At 70.8% G+C, this 16,744-nt stretch carries 13 protein-coding genes and 1 pseudogene; 8 read left to right on the plus strand and 6 right to left on the minus strand.

The window, feature by feature from the left end; all coding sequences use genetic code 11:
- Positions 1-50 precede the first annotated feature (50 nt).
- Entirely contained in the window at positions 51-2,336 is a 2,286-nt protein-coding gene (locus tag EBH09_RS12795) for a heavy metal translocating P-type ATPase (RefSeq protein WP_193776262.1), read from the plus strand.
- A gap of 651 nt (positions 2,337-2,987) precedes the next feature.
- Here the strand turns inward: EBH09_RS12795 and EBH09_RS12800 are convergent.
- Complete coding sequence (locus EBH09_RS12800) at positions 2,988-4,277, minus strand: citrate synthase (protein WP_121747076.1); 1,290 nt, start codon at positions 4,275-4,277, stop codon at positions 2,988-2,990.
- A gap of 244 nt (positions 4,278-4,521) precedes the next feature.
- Entirely contained in the window at positions 4,522-6,774 is a 2,253-nt protein-coding gene (locus EBH09_RS12805; RefSeq protein WP_121747077.1) for an ATP-dependent RecD-like DNA helicase, read from the minus strand.
- A 92-nt stretch (positions 6,775-6,866) separates the two neighbouring features.
- Between EBH09_RS12805 and EBH09_RS12810 the strand changes: the two genes are divergently transcribed.
- Positions 6,867-7,508 (plus strand): hypothetical protein, encoded by a 642-nt coding sequence (locus EBH09_RS12810; RefSeq protein ID WP_121747078.1) that lies wholly within the window; start codon positions 6,867-6,869, stop codon positions 7,506-7,508.
- On the opposite strand, the gene EBH09_RS12815 is transcribed toward EBH09_RS12810, so the two are convergent.
- Together EBH09_RS12815 and EBH09_RS12820 are read right to left on the minus strand one after the other, a co-directional pair.
- On the minus strand, positions 7,462-7,650 hold the full coding sequence (locus tag EBH09_RS12815; RefSeq protein ID WP_121747079.1) for a DUF397 domain-containing protein: 189 nt from the start codon (positions 7,648-7,650) through the stop codon (positions 7,462-7,464). The genes EBH09_RS12810 and EBH09_RS12815 overlap by 47 nt on opposite strands.
- Before the next feature lie 7 nt (positions 7,651-7,657).
- On the minus strand, positions 7,658-8,494 hold the full coding sequence (locus EBH09_RS12820) for a helix-turn-helix transcriptional regulator (RefSeq protein ID WP_121747080.1): 837 nt from the start codon (positions 8,492-8,494) through the stop codon (positions 7,658-7,660).
- A 218-nt stretch (positions 8,495-8,712) separates the two neighbouring features.
- On the opposite strand from EBH09_RS12820, the gene EBH09_RS12825 reads away from it, so the two are divergent.
- Positions 8,713-9,123 (plus strand): ATP-binding protein, encoded by a 411-nt coding sequence (locus EBH09_RS12825; protein ID WP_121747081.1) that lies wholly within the window; start codon positions 8,713-8,715, stop codon positions 9,121-9,123.
- 223 nt (positions 9,124-9,346) lie between these two features.
- Here EBH09_RS12825 and EBH09_RS12830 read toward each other — a convergent pair whose 3' ends face one another.
- Complete coding sequence (locus EBH09_RS12830) at positions 9,347-9,964, minus strand: TOPRIM nucleotidyl transferase/hydrolase domain-containing protein (RefSeq protein ID WP_121747082.1); 618 nt, start codon at positions 9,962-9,964, stop codon at positions 9,347-9,349.
- A 190-nt stretch (positions 9,965-10,154) separates the two neighbouring features.
- A pseudogene (locus EBH09_RS12835) lies at positions 10,155-11,147 on the minus strand (RNA polymerase sigma-70 factor); the annotation flags it as partial.
- 130 nt (positions 11,148-11,277) lie between these two features.
- Between EBH09_RS12835 and EBH09_RS12840 the strand changes: the two are divergent.
- The 5 genes from EBH09_RS12840 to EBH09_RS38875 all read left to right on the plus strand — a co-directional run.
- On the plus strand, positions 11,278-11,766 hold the full coding sequence (locus tag EBH09_RS12840) for a carboxymuconolactone decarboxylase family protein (protein WP_121747083.1): 489 nt from the start codon (positions 11,278-11,280) through the stop codon (positions 11,764-11,766).
- Between the two features lie 191 nt (positions 11,767-11,957).
- Positions 11,958-13,004, plus strand: a complete 1,047-nt coding sequence (locus tag EBH09_RS12845) for a LacI family DNA-binding transcriptional regulator (protein WP_121747084.1) — start codon at positions 11,958-11,960, stop codon at positions 13,002-13,004.
- On the plus strand, positions 13,001-14,536 hold the full coding sequence (locus EBH09_RS12850) for a sugar ABC transporter ATP-binding protein (RefSeq protein ID WP_121747085.1): 1,536 nt from the start codon (positions 13,001-13,003) through the stop codon (positions 14,534-14,536). The genes EBH09_RS12845 and EBH09_RS12850 overlap by 4 nt, the downstream gene beginning before the upstream one ends.
- On the plus strand, positions 14,526-16,478 hold the full coding sequence (locus tag EBH09_RS12855) for a substrate-binding domain-containing protein (protein WP_121747086.1): 1,953 nt from the start codon (positions 14,526-14,528) through the stop codon (positions 16,476-16,478). The genes EBH09_RS12850 and EBH09_RS12855 overlap by 11 nt, the downstream gene beginning before the upstream one ends.
- 121 nt (positions 16,479-16,599) lie before the next feature.
- On the plus strand, positions 16,600-16,744 hold a 145-nt coding region (locus tag EBH09_RS38875; protein ID WP_345940936.1), incomplete at its 3' end, for a PfkB family carbohydrate kinase.

The raw sequence follows: 16,744 nt of genomic DNA on the forward strand, positions 1-16,744 counted from the left end.
CCCTCCGGCCGGGCCGCGCGCGGTCCGGCCGGCCGTCTGGAGTCCGGACCATGACCAGCATCACCGCGTCCAGCACCACGGCCTCCACCACCACCCCGGAGACCGCCCCGGCCGCCGAGCCGGACCTCGCCGAGGTCGAGCTGCTCATCGGCGGGATGACCTGCGCCTCCTGCGCGGCCCGCGTGGAGAAGAAGCTCAACCGCATGGACGGCGTCACCGCCACGGTGAACTACGCGACGGAGAAGGCCCGGATCTCCTACCCGGCGGCCACCGGGGTCGCCGACCTGATCGCCACCGTCGTCAAGACCGGGTACACCGCCGAGGAGCCCGCGCCGCCGCCCGAGCCCGCCGACGAGGCGGAGCCCCCGGAGGGCACCGGCGCCGACCCCGAGCTGACCGCCCTGCGCGGGCGCCTCGTCGTCTCCGCCCTGCTCGCCGCCCCCGTCGTGCTGCTCGCGATGGTCCCGGCGCTCCAGTTCGACAACTGGCAGTGGCTCTCGCTCACCCTGGCCGCGCCCGTCGTCGTTTGGGGCGGTCTGCCCTTCCACCGTGCCGCCTGGACGAACGTCCGGCACGGCGCCGCCACCATGGACACGCTGGTCTCGCTCGGCACCCTCGCGGCGTTCGGCTGGTCGCTGTGGGCGCTGTTCTTCGGGGACGCGGGCATGCCGGGCATGCGGCACGGCTTCGACCTCACCGTCTCCCGCACCGACGGCGCCTCCGCGATCTACCTGGAGGCCGCCGCCGGGGTCACCGCCTTCCTCCTCCTCGGCCGCTGGCTGGAGGCCCGCTCCAAGCGCCGCGCCGGCGCCGCGCTGCGGGCGCTGATGGAACTGGGCGCCAAGGACGTCGCCGTGCTGCGGGACGGGCGCGAGGTGCGGATTCCGGTGGCCCGGCTGGCGGTCGGCGACCGGTTCGTCGTACGGCCCGGCGAGAAGATCGCCACCGACGGGACGGTGACCGAGGGTGCCTCCGCCGTGGACGCCTCGATGCTGACCGGTGAGTCGGTGCCGGTGGACGTGACGGCCGGGGACGCCGTCACCGGCGCCACGGTCAACGCCGGCGGCCGCCTGGTCGTCGAGGCAACCCGGGTCGGCGCGGACACCCAGCTGGCGCGGATGGCGAAGCTGGTCGAGGACGCACAGAGCGGCAAGGCCGAGGTGCAGCGGCTCGCCGACCGGATCTCCGGCGTCTTCGTGCCCGTCGTACTGCTGATCGCCGTCGCCACCTTCGGCGGGTGGCTCGGCGCCACCGGTGACACGGTCGCCGCGTTCACGGCCGCCGTGGCCGTACTGATCATCGCCTGCCCGTGCGCGCTGGGTCTGGCCACGCCGACCGCGCTGATGGTCGGCACGGGCCGCGGCGCCCAGCTCGGGATCCTCATCAAGGGACCGGAAGTACTGGAGTCCACGCGGCGCGTCGACACGGTCGTCCTGGACAAGACCGGCACCGTCACCACCGGCCGCATGACCCTCCACGACGTCCACGCCGCCGAGGGCACCGACGAGGCGGAGGTGCTGCGGCTCGCGGGCGCCGTCGAGCACGCCTCCGAGCACCCCGTGGCCCGGGCGATCGCGGCAGGTGCCGAGGAGCGGGTCGGCACGCTGCCGGACGCCGAGAACTTCGAGAACGTCCCCGGTCGCGGCGTGCGGGCACGCGTGGAGGGCCGCGAGGTGGCCGTGGGGCGCCTCTACGACGCTCTCCCGCCCGGGGTCGCCCGCGCCGGGGAGGAGGCCGAGAGGGACGGTCGTACGGCCGTCGTGGTCGGCTGGGACGGCCTGGCGCGCGGGGTCGTCTCCGTGGCGGACGCGGTCAAGGAGACCAGCGCAGAGGCGGTGGCCGAGCTGCGCCGGCTGGGCCTCACACCCGTGTTGCTGACCGGCGACAACAGGCGCGTCGCCGAGGCGGTCGCCGCAGCGGTCGGCATCGACGAGGTGATCGCCGAGGTGCTGCCCGAGGACAAGGTCGCCGTGGTGGAACGGCTGCGGGCCGAGGGCCGTACGGTCGCCATGGTCGGGGACGGCGTCAACGACGCGGCCGCGCTCGCCGTCGCCGATCTGGGTCTGGCGATGGGCACGGGGACGGACGCGGCGATCGAGGCGGGCGACCTGACGCTGGTGCGCGGGGACCTGCGGGTGGCCGCGGACGCGATCCGGCTCTCCCGGCGCACCCTCTCCACGATCAAGGGCAACCTCGTGTGGGCCTTCGGCTACAACGTGGCCGCGCTGCCGCTGGCCGCCGCCGGGATGCTCAACCCGATGATCGCGGGGGCGGCGATGGCCTTCTCCTCGGTGTTCGTGGTCACCAACAGCCTCCGGCTCCGGGCCTTTCACTGAGCGCGCATTTCCCGCAGGTCGAGGGGCAGTGCCTCTGGAGTCCGGCACTCGCCTCACATAAGCTCTTCACAAGGCTCGCGCATCTTCCTTACGCTTGGGTCCCGTTCAACGTACCGGGGCTCTTGCGCATCTAACGGACATATGCAAGAGACGCAGATCACAGTGATGCGAACGTAACCATCGAAGGGGTTCGAAGGTCTAAGTTGGCGATGTCAGGCAGCGTCTTGGGGGGCGCCACCTGGCATCTGGGGATGTCTTGGGGGACTTTCCCAGAGCTGCGTTGCCGGGACACGTACACCGGGAAGCTTTGAGCGGCCCTCCCGGGCGTGCGCTGTCCCGGCAGACCGCACGACGAGCACGACCGCACGACGAGCACGACAAGCACAACAGGCGCGACGAGTTTTGCTCGTTGCGCTCAGTACAGCGATTCAGGCGCTGTCCTCACATACGCCCGGCCGGATCCCGTGGGGGGAATCCGCACCGGGACATGGGAAGGCGCCCTGGTTCGTCGGCCCGTGGGGGGACCGGCGCCAGGGCGCCTTCTGCTGTCCGGGCCGCCGCCGCCCGGCCTGCCGCCGCCTCACAGAAAAATCCCGTACCGCTCGGGGCGGCACGGGACTCTCTGTACGCGCTGCGGGGGTGCCTGGCGGCTCAGCGCTCCTCGACGGGCACGAAGTCGCGCTCGACGACGCCCGTGTAGATCTGGCGCGGGCGGCCGATGCGGGAGCCCGGCTCCTTGATCATCTCGTGCCACTGGGCGATCCAGCCCGGCAGCCGGCCGAGGGCGAACAGAACCGTGAACATCTCGGTCGGGAAGCCCATGGCCCGGTAGATCAGACCGGTGTAGAAGTCGACGTTCGGGTAGAGGCTGCGCGAGACGAAGTAGTCGTCGGAGAGCGCGTGCTCCTCCAGCTTCAGGGCGATGTCCAGCAGCTCGTCGGACTTGCCGAGGGCGGAGAGCACGTCGTGCGCGGCGGCCTTGATGATCTTGGCGCGCGGGTCGAAGTTCTTGTAGACCCGGTGGCCGAAGCCCATCAGGCGGACGCCGTCCTCCTTGTTCTTCACCTTGCGGATGAAGGAGTCGACGTCGCCGCCCGCGTCGCGGATGCCCTCCAGCATCTCCAGCACCGACTGGTTGGCGCCGCCGTGCAGCGGGCCCCAGAGCGCGTTGATGCCGGCGGAGATCGAGGCGAACATGTTCGCCTGCGAGGAGCCGACCAGGCGGACCGTGGAGGTCGAGCAGTTCTGCTCGTGGTCCGCGTGCAGGATCAGCAGCTTGTCCAGCGCGGCGACGACCGTCGGGTCGAGGTCGTACTCCTGCGCCGGCACCGAGAACGTCATGCGCAGGAAGTTCTCGACGTAGCCGAGGTCGTTGCGCGGGTAGACGAACGGGTGGCCGATCGACTTCTTGTACGCGTAGGCCGCGATCGTCGGAAGCTTGGCGAGCAGCCGGATCGTGGAGAGGTTGCGCTGGCGCTCGTCGAACGGGTTGTGGCTGTCCTGGTAGAACGTCGACAGCGCCGAGACGACCGACGACAGCATGGCCATCGGGTGGGCGTCGCGCGGGAAGCCCTTGTAGAAGTTCTTGACGTCCTCGTGCAGCAGGGTGTGCTGCGTGATCTCGTTCTTGAACGCGGTGAGCTCGTCGACGGTCGGCAGCTCGCCGTTGATCAGCAGGTAGGCGACCTCCACGAAGGAGGAGCGCTCGGCCAGCTGCTCGATCGGGTAGCCGCGGTATCGGAGGATGCCCGCCTCGCCGTCCAGATACGTGATGGCGGATTTATAGGCGGCGGTGTTGCCGTAGCCGCTGTCCAGCGTCACCAGACCGGTCTGGGCGCGGAGCTTCCCGATGTCGAAGCCCTTGTCGCCGACGGTGCTGTCGATCACCGGGTAGGTGTACTCGCCGTCGCCGTACCGCAGTACTACTGAGTTGTCGCTCACGTCTTCCCTCACCGACGTAGTGCCTCATCTTCGAGGTGCCCTGACTGTCTCTACCATCCCCCACTTGGCTCAGGAGAGTGCACTCGGGGTCGACCATCGGGCCTATTGGCGGCACTGAGTGCCGCCAACTTGCTCATCCTGCCCCCTCTCCTTCCCTTCCGGAAGTGCTCTGTGACCTTTGCGACTCGTTTGATCGATCATTTTTTTCACACAGGGCGCGAGGTTTGCCGGAGGGTCCCCGGGGTCAAGAGCCCGCCAGCCGGAAGTCGAGCGCCGTGCAGCGCCGGCCGGCCGACACCGTGCGGACCGCCTGTCCGATCGCCTTGCGGGAGCCGACGAGGACGACCAGCTTCTTGGCCCGGGTGACCGCCGTGTACAGCAGGTTCCGCTGGAGCATCATCCAGGCGCCGGTCGTCACCGGGATCACCACCGCCGGGTACTCACTCCCCTGCGAACGGTGGATGGTCACCGCGTAGGCGTGGGCCAGTTCGTCCAGTTCGTCGAATTCGTACGGAACCTCCTCGTCCTCGTCCGTCAGCACGGTGAGGCGCTGGTCCACCGGGTCGAGCGAGGTGACCACGCCGACGGTGCCGTTGAAGACGCCGTTCTCACCCTTTTCGTAATTGTTGCGAATCTGGGTGACCTTGTCGCCGACCCGGAAGACACGACCGCCGAATCTCTTCTCCGGCACGTCCGGGCGCCCCGGGGTGACGGCCTGCTGGAGCAGCCCGTTCAACGCGCCGGCGCCGGCGGGACCCCGGTGCATGGGGGCGAGCACCTGCACGTCCCGGCGCGGGTCGAGCCCGAACTTCGCCGGGATGCGGCGCGCGGCGACGTCCACCGTGAGCCGCCCCGCCTCCTCGGTGTCGTCCTCGACGAAGAGGAAGAAGTCCTTCATGCCGTCGGTGAGCGGGTGCTGCCCGGCGTTGATCCGGTGCGCGTTGGTCACCACCCCCGACTGCTGGGCCTGGCGGAAGACGCGGGTGAGGCGGACGGCGGGGACGGGGCTGCCGGAGGCGAGCAGGTCCCGGAGCACTTCCCCCGCGCCCACGCTGGGCAGCTGGTCGACATCCCCGACGAAGAGCAGGTGGGCGCCCGGGGGCACGGCCTTGACCAGCTTGTTGGCGAGGAGGAGGTCCAGCATGGAGGCCTCGTCGACCACGACGAGGTCGGCGTCCAGCGGCCGGTCCCGGTCGTAGGCGGCGTCGCCGCCGGGCTTGAGCTCCAGCAGGCGGTGGACCGTGGACGCCTCGGCGCCGGTCAGCTCGGCGAGTCGCTTGGCGGCCCGGCCGGTCGGCGCGGCGAGCACCACCTTGGCCTTCTTCGCTCGGGCCAGTTCGACGATGGAGCGGACGGTGAAGGACTTGCCGCAGCCCGGCCCGCCGGTGAGGACGGCGACCTTCTCGGTGAGGGCGAGCCTGACGGCGGCCTCCTGCTCGGGGGCGAGGTCGGCGCCGGTGCGGCTCCTGAGCCAGCTGAGCGCCTTGTCCCACGGCGCGTCCGTGAAGGCCGGCATCCGGTCCTCGTCGGCACGCAGGAGCCGCCGCAGCTGGGCGGAGAGGGCCAGCTCGGCACGGTGGAAGGGGACGAGGTAGACGGCGGTGACGGGGTCGCCGCCCTGCGGGTCGGGGACCTTCTCGCGTACGACGCCGGGGTCCTCGCCGTCCTGGGGGTCGGCGGCCAGCTCGGCCAGGCACTCGATGACGAGCCCGGTGTCCACCTGGAGCAGCTTCACCGCGTCGGCGATCAGCTTCTCCTCGGGGAGATAGCAGTGCCCCTGGTCGGTGGCCTGCGACAGGGCGTACTGCAGGCCCGCCTTCACCCGGTCCGGGCTGTCGTGCGGGATGCCCACGGACTGGGCGATCTTGTCGGCGGTGAGGAAGCCGATGCCCCAGACGTCGGACGCCAGCCGGTAGGGCTGGTTCTTCACGACGGAGATCGACGCGTCGCCGTACTTCTTGTAGATCCGCACCGCGATCGACGTCGACACCTCGACGGTCTGGAGGAAGAGCATGACCTCCTTGATCGCCTTCTGCTCGTCCCACGCGTCGGCGATCTTCTTGGTCCGCTTGGGGCCGAGGCCGGGCACCTCGATGAGCCGCTTGGGCTCCTCCTCGATGATCTGGAGGGTGTCCACGCCGAAGTGCTGCGTGATGCGGTCGGCGAAGACCGGGCCGATGCCCTTGACGAGGCCGGATCCGAGGTAGCGCCGGATGCCCTGGACCGTGGCCGGGAGCACGGTCGTGTAGTTCTCCACGTGGAACTGCTTGCCGTACTGGGGGTGCGACCCCCAGCGCCCCTCCATCCGCAGCGACTCCCCGGCCTGCGCGCCGAGCAGCGCGCCGACGACGGTCAGCAGGTCGCCGGCGCCTCTGCCGGTGTCGACGCGGGCGACCGTGTAGCCGTTCTCCTCGTTGGCGTACGTGATGCGCTCCAGGACGCCTTCGAGGGTGGCTAGTCGCCGCTCGCCGGGGGCCGCGGGGGGCTGGTTGGGCATGCTCCGACGGTACCGGTGGGGTGTGACAGCTGTGACCGGTCCGGCAAGATCATGCGGACGGGCGAATCGCCCCGGCGCGGCGGAGGGGAAAGATGGGACTGACCTACGGCTACGACATCTACCTGCGCCCCCGGAACGTCGCGAGGGCGCTGGCCGCCGTGGCCGAGCTGGCGCCCCCGTCCCGTGACGTGCCGCCGCTCGACGTCACGCTGCCCGGCGGGGAGCGGATCGTCCTCCCGTTCACGTCGGACTTCGGCAGCGATCCGGTCGACTGCTCCGCGAGCGGCGAGTTCCGCCTGGACACCTCGCTCATGTTCGGCGTGGACGAGGCGGTGCGCGCGTACGGGGCGTCGTCCGGCCTGCCGGCCGAGGTGAACGGGCGGGTCCAGATCGGGTACGTCTACCTGGCGGTCCGGTTCGAGTCCTTCCTGCACCCCCGTTACGCGTCGCTGGAGTTCTGGGCCGCGACGTCGGGGATGAGCCGCCTGTTCGCGCGTTCGGCGAGCATCAGGGAGACGTTCACCGACCTCACCGCCGCCGTCGGCGGTGTGTGCTGCCTGTTCGACACCGGTGACGGGGGCCCCGAGGAAGTGTGCTGGCTCGACGGGGAGGCGACGCGTGTGTGGGTCGGCGGCGCCCGGTTCCCGGATCAGCGGGCGCTGGTGGCGACTTGGCCCGACGCGGGCGTCACGGATTGCCCGCCGGCTCCTTCAACGCCTGGAGGAAGCGGGTGAAGGCGGTGCGGGGGAAGGCCAGGGTCGCCCGGGCGGGGGCCTTGGTGTCGCGGACGGCTACGTGCGTGGGTGAGTTCGCGATCTCCACGCACTCGTTGCCGTCGCCCGGGCCCGAGTAGGACGACTTCCGCCAGTTGTCCATGGGATTCCTACAGCTCCTTCGCCAGGCTGTGGATGAGATCACGTGACTGACCAGGGTCGAGTGACGCCTCCTCCACCTTACGGAAGCCCGTTCGGTACGTGTTGAGCTGAGCCTCGGAATCAATGAACACCGAGCCGTGCAGCGCGTCACGGACGACGGTGTCCAGCTTGGGCAGGGGTCCGCCAACATAGGTCATCGTGCTGGAGGCGCTGGCGAAACCGTCCAGGTCGAAGGGGACGACGCGCACGGTGATGTGATCCGCTTCGGAGAGCTCCAGGAGCCGCGCCAGCTGAGCCCTTGAAGTGGCACGGTCGCTGACCCGAATCCGGAGTGCCGCCTCATGGATCACCGCTTCGTAGGCAATGGTGAAGCGCTGACGCGCCCTGCGGTGCTGAATGCGCACTTCCAGTTCCTCGGCGGTCAGTTCCGGCAGTCTGGACGAGAAGACGGCCCGCGAGTAGTCCTCGGTCTGGAGCAGGCCCGGCACATACAGGATTGCCACATGGCGGAGGAACCGAGCATGGTGCTCCAGCTCGGACAGATCGAGGAACGACGTGGGCAGGAAGCCCCGAAACTCCTCCCACCAGCCGTTTGCCCGTTCAGTGGCCATCGCTACGAGAGCGTCGATGAAGTCCTCGTCGGTACAGGCGTAGTGGGACGCGAGGCGGCGGACCCGCTGCTCACTCACGCCCGCGAGAGCGGACTCGATGTGGGTGATCTGCGCAGGGGCGACGCCGAGCAGCGCGGCCGCCTGGCGGGAGTTGAGACCAGCAGCCTCACGGAGTCTCCGCAGTTCGGTCGCCAGTCGCACCTGACGTGCCGTTGGTTCACGCCTCTTCACCATCGACTGGCCCTCCGATCACGTCCGTTGGTGCAACTCGTTCGGCGTCAGATTACGCGATCGGCTTGCCGCGTCCCTAAATATAGATCTACCGTCGGTGACGCAAAACACACCGTGCGAAACCGGGCCCCGGAAGCGCACCGCCCCGTCCTGCCATGACGGCTGCGGCATCGACACCTGGCCCGTCCTCAACCCACCACACCCGAAACGAGAGATCCCGCATGCCCGAAAACGAGCCCTGGGAGTACTCTCTGTACATCCCCAACGACCTCCGCGCCGTCACCGTCAGTCGTCGCACCCTTCGCCTGATCCTCACCATGCACGGGCTGATCCGCCTCGTGGACATCGCCGAGTTGCTCGCGACGGAGTTGGTCTCCAATGCCGTGCGGCACACCAAAGGTCCGGCCGCCCTCCGTGTCCGCTGGTCGCCGCCGGGCACGCTGCGGATCGGGGCGTGGGATGCGGACCCGGAACCTCCGGAACCGCCCGCGCCGTTCGGGCGGGTGGCGGAGTCGGAGGAAGGGCGGGGGCTGGCGCTGGTGCGGGCCTGCGCCGATGTGTGGGGGTGGCATCCGCTGGCCAGGCACGGCAACCGGGGCAAGTACGTGTGGTGCGAGCTGACCGCCGCCTGACCGCACCCGCAGCAACCAGCACCCCGGCAACACGAGGACACCCACCGGCCACCTGTTGGCCAAGCTCTCATCTGAGCGCACCAAGTACAACATCGGCCCACATGTTCGCGGTTGACTGCCAGAGGGAGGACCGGCCCGGGCACCCCGGACCGGTCAGGTACGGGCGCGCGTCGCGTCCGGAGCCTCCGGCGACCGCCGGGAAGCCCGCGGGCGCTCCGCACGGTCAGAGCGCCGCGAACAGCCCCGCGAGGGGGGCCGGGGTGCGCGCGGGGTCCAGGGCCTCGACGAGGACACGGCCGTAGTGGATCTTCCGGCCCTTCTTGGTGCCGAGGAACCGGCGGAGCTGCTGCTGCGCGGTGCGGTCCTGCTGGGCTGGCTGGCGAAGGAAGGTCCGCAGGGGGCGCAGGTCGCCCTCCGCCTCGACCAGTTCCTTCACCCGCGTCACGCCCAGAGCGCGGATCAGCTCGTCCTCCAGGTCGGCCGCGCAGACGAAGAGACCGTCGGGCGCCGCCTCCGCCCGCTCCAGGGCGCGGACGTAGTAACCCTGCTCCCGCTCGTCACACAGTCCCGTGAGACGGAGGCCCAGGCCGGACGGTCCGAGGAGGGAGGCGAAGCGGCCGACGCTCATCGCGCCGCCCATCGAAAGGACGCAGACCCCCTCCGCCGCGAGGTCGCGGCCGTGACGCGCGGCCAGCGCGTCGACCGCCGCCGAGTCGCTCGGTCCCTCCAGGAGGACAGCGGTACGTACCGACGCTCGCGTCGCCAACTCGTGCGCGGGGCCGCCGGGGCCGCCGGCCGCCCACGCGGTGACCGCGACCCGGAACGCCCCCATGTCCGCCATGGAACGAGTCTCCGCCCTGAGCGGCCGCGCCGGTAGTGATTTTCGGCGGAGCCCGGCCGGCTCGTCGGCGACGCCGCCCCACACCTCCGACCGACAAGCACCTTTTGCGGCTGCCGGACTCTGTTGGAGACCGGCGGCACCCTTCCGGATTCCGCACAGGCGGCGGGGCCGTTCGCTCAGCGGCGCAGGGGGTCTCCCTGCCCATGTGGGACAGCTTCTCGGGGTTGCGCACCGCGTACAGCCCGGTGATGAGGCCGTCGTCGAAGCGCACCGCCAGTACGGTGTCCAGCTCGCCGTCGAGCCGGAGGATCAGCGCCGGGTGGCCATTGACCTGGGCCGGTTCCAACGAGGCCCCTGCCGCCTGCCTGACCAGTCCGCCGATCATGAGGCGGGCCACCTTCCCGGCCCCCGTGACGGGCCGCAGCACGGCCCGCTTGATGCCACCGCCGTCGCCCACGAGGACCACGTCCGGCGCGAGGACGTCGAGCAGGCCCCGCAGGTCACCCGTCACGACGGCCCGCCGGAACGCGGTGAGCGCGTCCCGTGTCTCGGCCGGGGAGACGGTCCCGCGCGGCCGCCGTGCCGCGACGTGGGCGCGTGCCCGGTGCGCGGTCTGCCGGACCGCGGCCTGGCTCTTGCCGACGGCGTCGGCGATCTCGTCGTAGCCGAGGTCGAACACCTCGCGCAGCACGAACACCGCCCGCTCGGTCGGCGCGAGCGTCTCCAGGACCAGCATCATCGCCATCGAGACACTGTGGGCCAGCTCGACGTCCTCGGCCACGTCGGGCGTCGTGAGCAGCGGCTCGGGCAGCCAGGCGCCGACATAGGACTCCTTGCGGCGGCCGAGCGCACGCAGCCGGCTCAGGGCCTGGCGCGTGGTGATCCGCACCAGGTAGGCGCGCCGGTCGCGCACCGTCGCGAGGTCCACGCCCGACCATCGCAGCCAGGTCTCCTGGAGGACGTCCTCCGCGTCGGCGGCCGAGCCGAGCATCTCGTACGCGACGGTGAGGAGCAGGTTGCGGTGCGCGACGAAGGCCTCGGTGGCGGGGTCCGTGCGTCCGCCCTCGCCGGCGTTCCGCCCGGTCGCGGTGTCCTGTCCGTGCTCGCCGTGCTGTTCGTGTTCGCCGTACTCGTCCGTCACCAGTTGCTCCCGCCCGAACGCCTCCGGAGGTCTCCTACGCACAGGACGCCGGTCGGCGCCGCCCTGTGACACTCGTCGGCGGTGGCTCACGTCACATCGTCGCGCCGTCACAAGGACCGGACCGTCGGCGTCTTGTGATCGCCACTGAGGCACCGAGCGTGAGGACGAGATCATGGAATCCCGATTCAACCTGTTCGAGAACGAGATCGGCGGCAAGTTCGCCAAGCGGTTCGCGGGTACCGCCCTGGTGCTCCAGCAGTCGTCGCTGCCGCACTCCACGCAGGAGCTGATGTCACTGCGCGCCAGCCAGATCAACGGCTGCGGTCACTGCATCGACATGCACACCAAGGAGGCCGCGGCCGCCGGCGAGAGCGCGGTGCGGCTCCACCTGGTCGCCGCCTGGCGCGAGTCCACGGTGTTCACCGAGGCCGAGCGGGCCGCCCTGGCGCTCACCGAGGAGGGCACCCGGCTCGCCGACGCCCACCAGGGCGTGTCCGACGAGACGTGGGCCCAGGTGCGCGAGCGCTACGACGACGACCAGATCGCCGCGCTGGTCTGTCTTGTCGCCCTGATCAACGCGGCCAACCGGCTGGCCGTGATCACGCACCACAAGGGCGGCTCCTACGAGGCGGGGATGTTCAAGGCCGCGCTCGACCACTGAGCCGGCCGGCCACCGCTTCCGGCCCGGTCCGGGGCCCTCCCGTCCCGGGCCGGGCCGCCGCGTGTCCGGCCCGGGGGCGGGAGGCTCTCGGTCACGATTGGGTTGCGGCCCTTGCTCCCTCTCTTGCCATCCGTCCGTGTAATCGATTCCAATCCTCCGTGTAATCGATTCCACGAGGAGGTGGAACGGCGATGGCGAGTATCGGCATCAAGGACGTCGCCGCCGAGGCGGGCGTCTCCGTCGCGACGGTCTCGCGCGCGCTCAACGGCCACCCGTCGGTCAGCCCCGCCGCACGCGAGCGTGTGCTGGCCGCCGTCGAGACGCTGGGCTACCGCCCGAACGCCGTCGCCCGGTCGCTGCGCACCGACCAGACCCGCACCCTCGGCCTGGTCATCAGCGACGTCATGAACCCGTACTTCACCGAACTGGCCCGGTCCGTCGAGGAGGAGGCCCGCGCGCTCGGCTACAGCGTCATCATCGGCAACGCCGACGAGCGGCCCGATCTCCAGGACCACCACGTCACGACGCTGCTGGACCGGCGTATCGACGGGCTGCTCGTCTCCCCCACCGACGGCGGCTCCCCGCGGATGCTGGACGCCGCGCGGGCCGGGACGCCGATGGTCTTCGTCGACCGGTGGATTCCGGGCGTGGACGTGCCCGTCGTCCGGTCGGACGGGCGGGCCGCCGTACGGGACCTCGTGGCGCATCTGTACGGCCTCGGGCACCGGCGGCTCGCCATCATCGCCGGGCCCGCCGCCACCACGACCGGACGCGAACGCGTCGACGCCTTCCGCGAGGCGCTCGGCGCGTACGGGCTCCCCCTGCCCGACGCCTACATCGGCCAGGGCGACTTCCAGGCCGACAGCGGGCGCCGGGTCACCGAGGGCTTCCTCGACCTGCCCGAGCCGCCCGAGGTCGTCTTCGCCGCCGACAACCTGATGGCGCTCGGCGCCCTGGACGCCGTACGCGCGCGCGGGCTGCGGGTCCCCGAGGACATCGCGCTCGCCGCGTTCGACGACATCCGCTGGTTCGTGCACACCGATCCGCCCGTCACCGCGATCGCCCAGCCCACGGGCGACCTCGGGCGGGCCGCCGTGCGCGCGCTGGTCGACCGCATCGGGGGCCGGCCCGGCGAGTCCGTCACCCTCCCGGCGCGGCTGGTCGTCCGCCGCTCCTGCGGTGAGGCGGCCCCCCAGGAAACCCCGTCCCCGTCCCCCGTACGAAGGAGTACGCCGTGAGCAGCCGCAGTCCGGACGAGTTGCTGCGCATCGAGGGCATCCGCAAGACCTTCCCCGGTGTGGTCGCGCTCGACAGCGTCGACTTCGACCTTCGCCGGGGCGAGGTGCACGTGCTCCTCGGTGAGAACGGCGCGGGCAAGAGCACGCTCATCAAGATGCTCTCCGGCGCCTACACGCCCGACGCCGGGCGGATCCTGGCCGGTGGCGAGGAGGTGCGCATCCACGGTGCGCAGGACTCCGAGCGCCTCGGGATCGCCACCATCTACCAGGAGTTCAACCTCGTCCCCGATCTGACGGTCGCCGAGAACATCTTCCTGGGGCGCCAGCCGCGCCGCCTGGGGATGATCGACCGGAAGAAGATGGAGGCGGACGCCGAAGTACTGCTGAAGCGGGTGGGGGTCAAGGTGTCTCCCCGCGCGCGGGTGCGTGAACTCGGCATCGCCCGGCTCCAGATGGTGGAGATCGCCAAGGCGCTCAGCCTGGACGCGCGCGTGCTCATCATGGACGAGCCGACCGCCGTGCTGACCTCCGAGGAGGTCGACAAGCTGTTCGCCATCGTGCGGCGGCTGCGCGAGGACGGCGTCGGGATCGTCTTCATCACCCACCACCTGGAGGAGATCGCCGCCCTCGGCGACCGGGTCACCGTCATCCGGGACGGACGCAGTGTCGGGCAGGTGCCCGCCGCCACGCCCGAGGACGAGCTGGTGCGGCTCATGGTCGGGCGGTCGATCGAGCAGCAGTACCCGCGCGAACGCGCCGCAGCCGGTGAGGCGTTGCTCGAGGTGAAGGGGCTGACGCGGGACGGCGTCTTCCACGACGTCGGCTTCGAGGTGCGCGCCGGTGAGGTCGTCGGCATCGCGGGCCTCGTCGGCGCCGGGCGGACCGAGGTCGTCCGGGCCGTCTTCGGCGCCGATCCGTACGACGCGGGGGCCGTGCACGTCGCGGGTGCGCCCCTGCGGCGGCACGACGTCAACGCCGCCATGGCCGCCGGGATCGGTCTCGTGCCCGAGGACCGCAAGGGCCAGGGGCTCGTGCTCGACGCCTCCGTCGAGGAGAACCTCGGGTTGGTGACGCTGAAGTCGTCCGCACGCGCGGGGCTCGTCGACCTCAAGGCGCAGCACGCGGCGGCCGAGCGGATCGCCGGACAGCTCGGTGTGCGGATGGCCGGACTCGGGCAGCACGTGCGGACCCTGTCCGGCGGCAACCAGCAGAAGGTCGTCATCGGCAAGTGGCTGCTGGCCAACACCAAGGTGCTCATTCTCGACGAGCCGACGCGCGGCATCGACGTCGGCGCCAAGGTCGAGATCTACCAGCTGATCAACGAACTGACGGCCGCCGGTGCCGCCGTACTCATGATCTCCAGCGACCTGCCCGAGGTGCTCGGCATGAGCGACCGGGTGGTCGTCATGGCCCAGGGACGGGTCGCCGGTGAACTCCCCGCCGAGCGGGCCACCCAGGATGCCGTCATGGCGCTGGCCGTCAGCACCCCCCACACTAACGGAACCGGAACGGAGGCCTCCCGTGGCCACTGACACGCTCAAGAGCAAGCCGGGCGCGCAGGGCGCCACGGGCGGTCTGCGCCGCCTGCTGCTCGACAACGGCGCGCTGACCGCGCTGATCGTCCTCGTCGTCGCCATGTCGGCGCTGTCCGGGGACTTCCTGACCGCCGACAACCTGCTGAACGTCGGCGTCCAGGCCGCCGTCACCGCGATCCTCGCCTTCGGCGTCACCTTCGTCATCGTCTCCGCCGGCATCGACCTGTCGGTCGGCTCGGTCGCCGCGCTGTCGGCCACCGTGCTGGCGTGGAGCGCCACCGAGGCCGGGATACCGGTCGTGCTCGCGGTGCTGCTGTCCGTCGCGACGGGCATCGCGTGCGGCCTGGTGAACGGTTTCCTGATCTCGTACGGGAAGCTGCCGCCGTTCATCGCGACGCTCGCCATGCTGTCGGTGGGGCGCGGTCTGTCGCTCGTCATCTCGCAGGGCTCGCCGATCGCCTTCCCCGACTCCGTCTCCCACCTCGGTGACACGCTCGGCGGATGGCTGCCGGTGCCGGTGCTCGTGATGATCGTGATGGGGCTGATCACGGCGTTCGTCCTCGGGCGTACCTACATCGGCCGCTCCATGTACGCCATCGGCGGCAACGAGGAGGCCGCGCGCCTGTCCGGACTGCGGGTGAAGCGGCAGAAGCTCGCCATCTACGCCTTCTCCGGCCTGTTCGCCGCCGCCGCGGGCATCGTGCTCGCCTCCCGGCTCTCCTCCGCGCAGCCGCAGGCCGCGCAGGGCTACGAGCTGGACGCCATCGCGGCCGTCGTCATCGGCGGCGCCTCGCTCGCGGGCGGCACCGGGAAGGCGTCGGGCACGCTGATCGGCGCGCTGATCCTCGCGGTGCTGCGCAACGGCCTCAACCTGCTGTCCGTCTCCGCGTTCTGGCAGCAGGTCGTCATCGGTGTCGTCATCGCGCTGGCGGTGCTGCTGGACACCCTGCGGCGCAAGGCCGGGGCGACCACGCCCGCGGCCGGGGCCGGCGGGGGCGGCAAGGGCAAGCAGGCACTGACGTACGTGATCGCGGCGGTCGTGGCCGTGGCCGTCGTGGGCGCGACCTCGCTGCTGCACAACGACTCCTCGGCCGGCCGGACGCAGAAGGTCGGTCTGTCGCTGTCCACGCTCAACAACCCGTTCTTCGTGCAGATCAGGGACGGAGCGGAGGAACAGGCGAAGAGGCTGGGCGTGGACCTGACGGTCACCGACGCGCAGAACGACGCCTCGCAGCAGGCCAACCAGTTGCAGAACTTCACCAGCGAGGGCCTGTCCTCGATCATCGTCAACCCGGTGGACTCCGACGCCGCGGGCCCCTCGGTGCGCTCGGCGAACAAGGACGACATTCCCGTCATCGCCGTGGACCGCGGCGTCAACGACGCGAAGACGGCCGCGCTGGTCGCCTCCGACAACGTCGAGGGCGGTGAGCTGGGCGCCAAGGCGCTCGCCGAGAAGCTCGGCGGCAAGGGCACGATCGTCATCCTCCAGGGCCAGGCCGGCACCTCCGCCAGCCGGGAGCGCGGGGCGGGCTTCGCGGCCGGCCTGAAGGAGTACCCGGGTATCGAGGTCGTCGCCAAGCAGCCCGCGGACTTCGACCGCACCAAGGGCCTGGACGTGATGACCAACCTGCTCCAGGCGCACCCCGACATCGACGGCGTCTTCGCGGAGAACGACGAGATGGCGCTCGGCGCGATCAAGGCGCTGGGTTCCAAGGCCGGCGAGTCCGTGCAGGTCGTCGGCTTCGACGGCACCCCGGACGGGCTGAAGGCGGTGCGGGAGGGCACGTTGTTCGCCTCTGTCGCGCAGCAGCCGAGGGAACTGGGCAGGATCGCGGTCGAGAACGCGTTGCGCGCCGCCGACGGCAAGAAGGTGGAGAGGATGGTGAAGGTGCCGGTGAAGGTGGTCACCAAGGAGAACGTGGCCGGCTTCGAGGGCTGACAGGGCGCACGGCGGTGCACGGGCGGGCGGTCACGACGACCGCCCGCCCGCCTCACGCGGATTCACGGATTCACGGATTCACACGGATTCACTCTGATTCATTCGGCTCGGGGAGCGATTCATGTACGACTACGACCTCCTGGTCGTGGGGTCGGCCAACGCCGACCTCGTGATCGGCGTCGAGCGGCGGCCGGGTGCCGGCGAGACGGTGCTCGGCACCGACCTGGCCGTCCACCCGGGCGGCAAGGGCGCGAACCAGGCGGTCG

The sequence above is a fragment of the Streptomyces sp. E2N166 genome (assembly GCF_003671715.1).
In the GTDB taxonomy this organism is placed as follows: Bacteria; Actinomycetota; Actinomycetes; order Streptomycetales; family Streptomycetaceae; genus Streptomyces; species Streptomyces thinghirensis.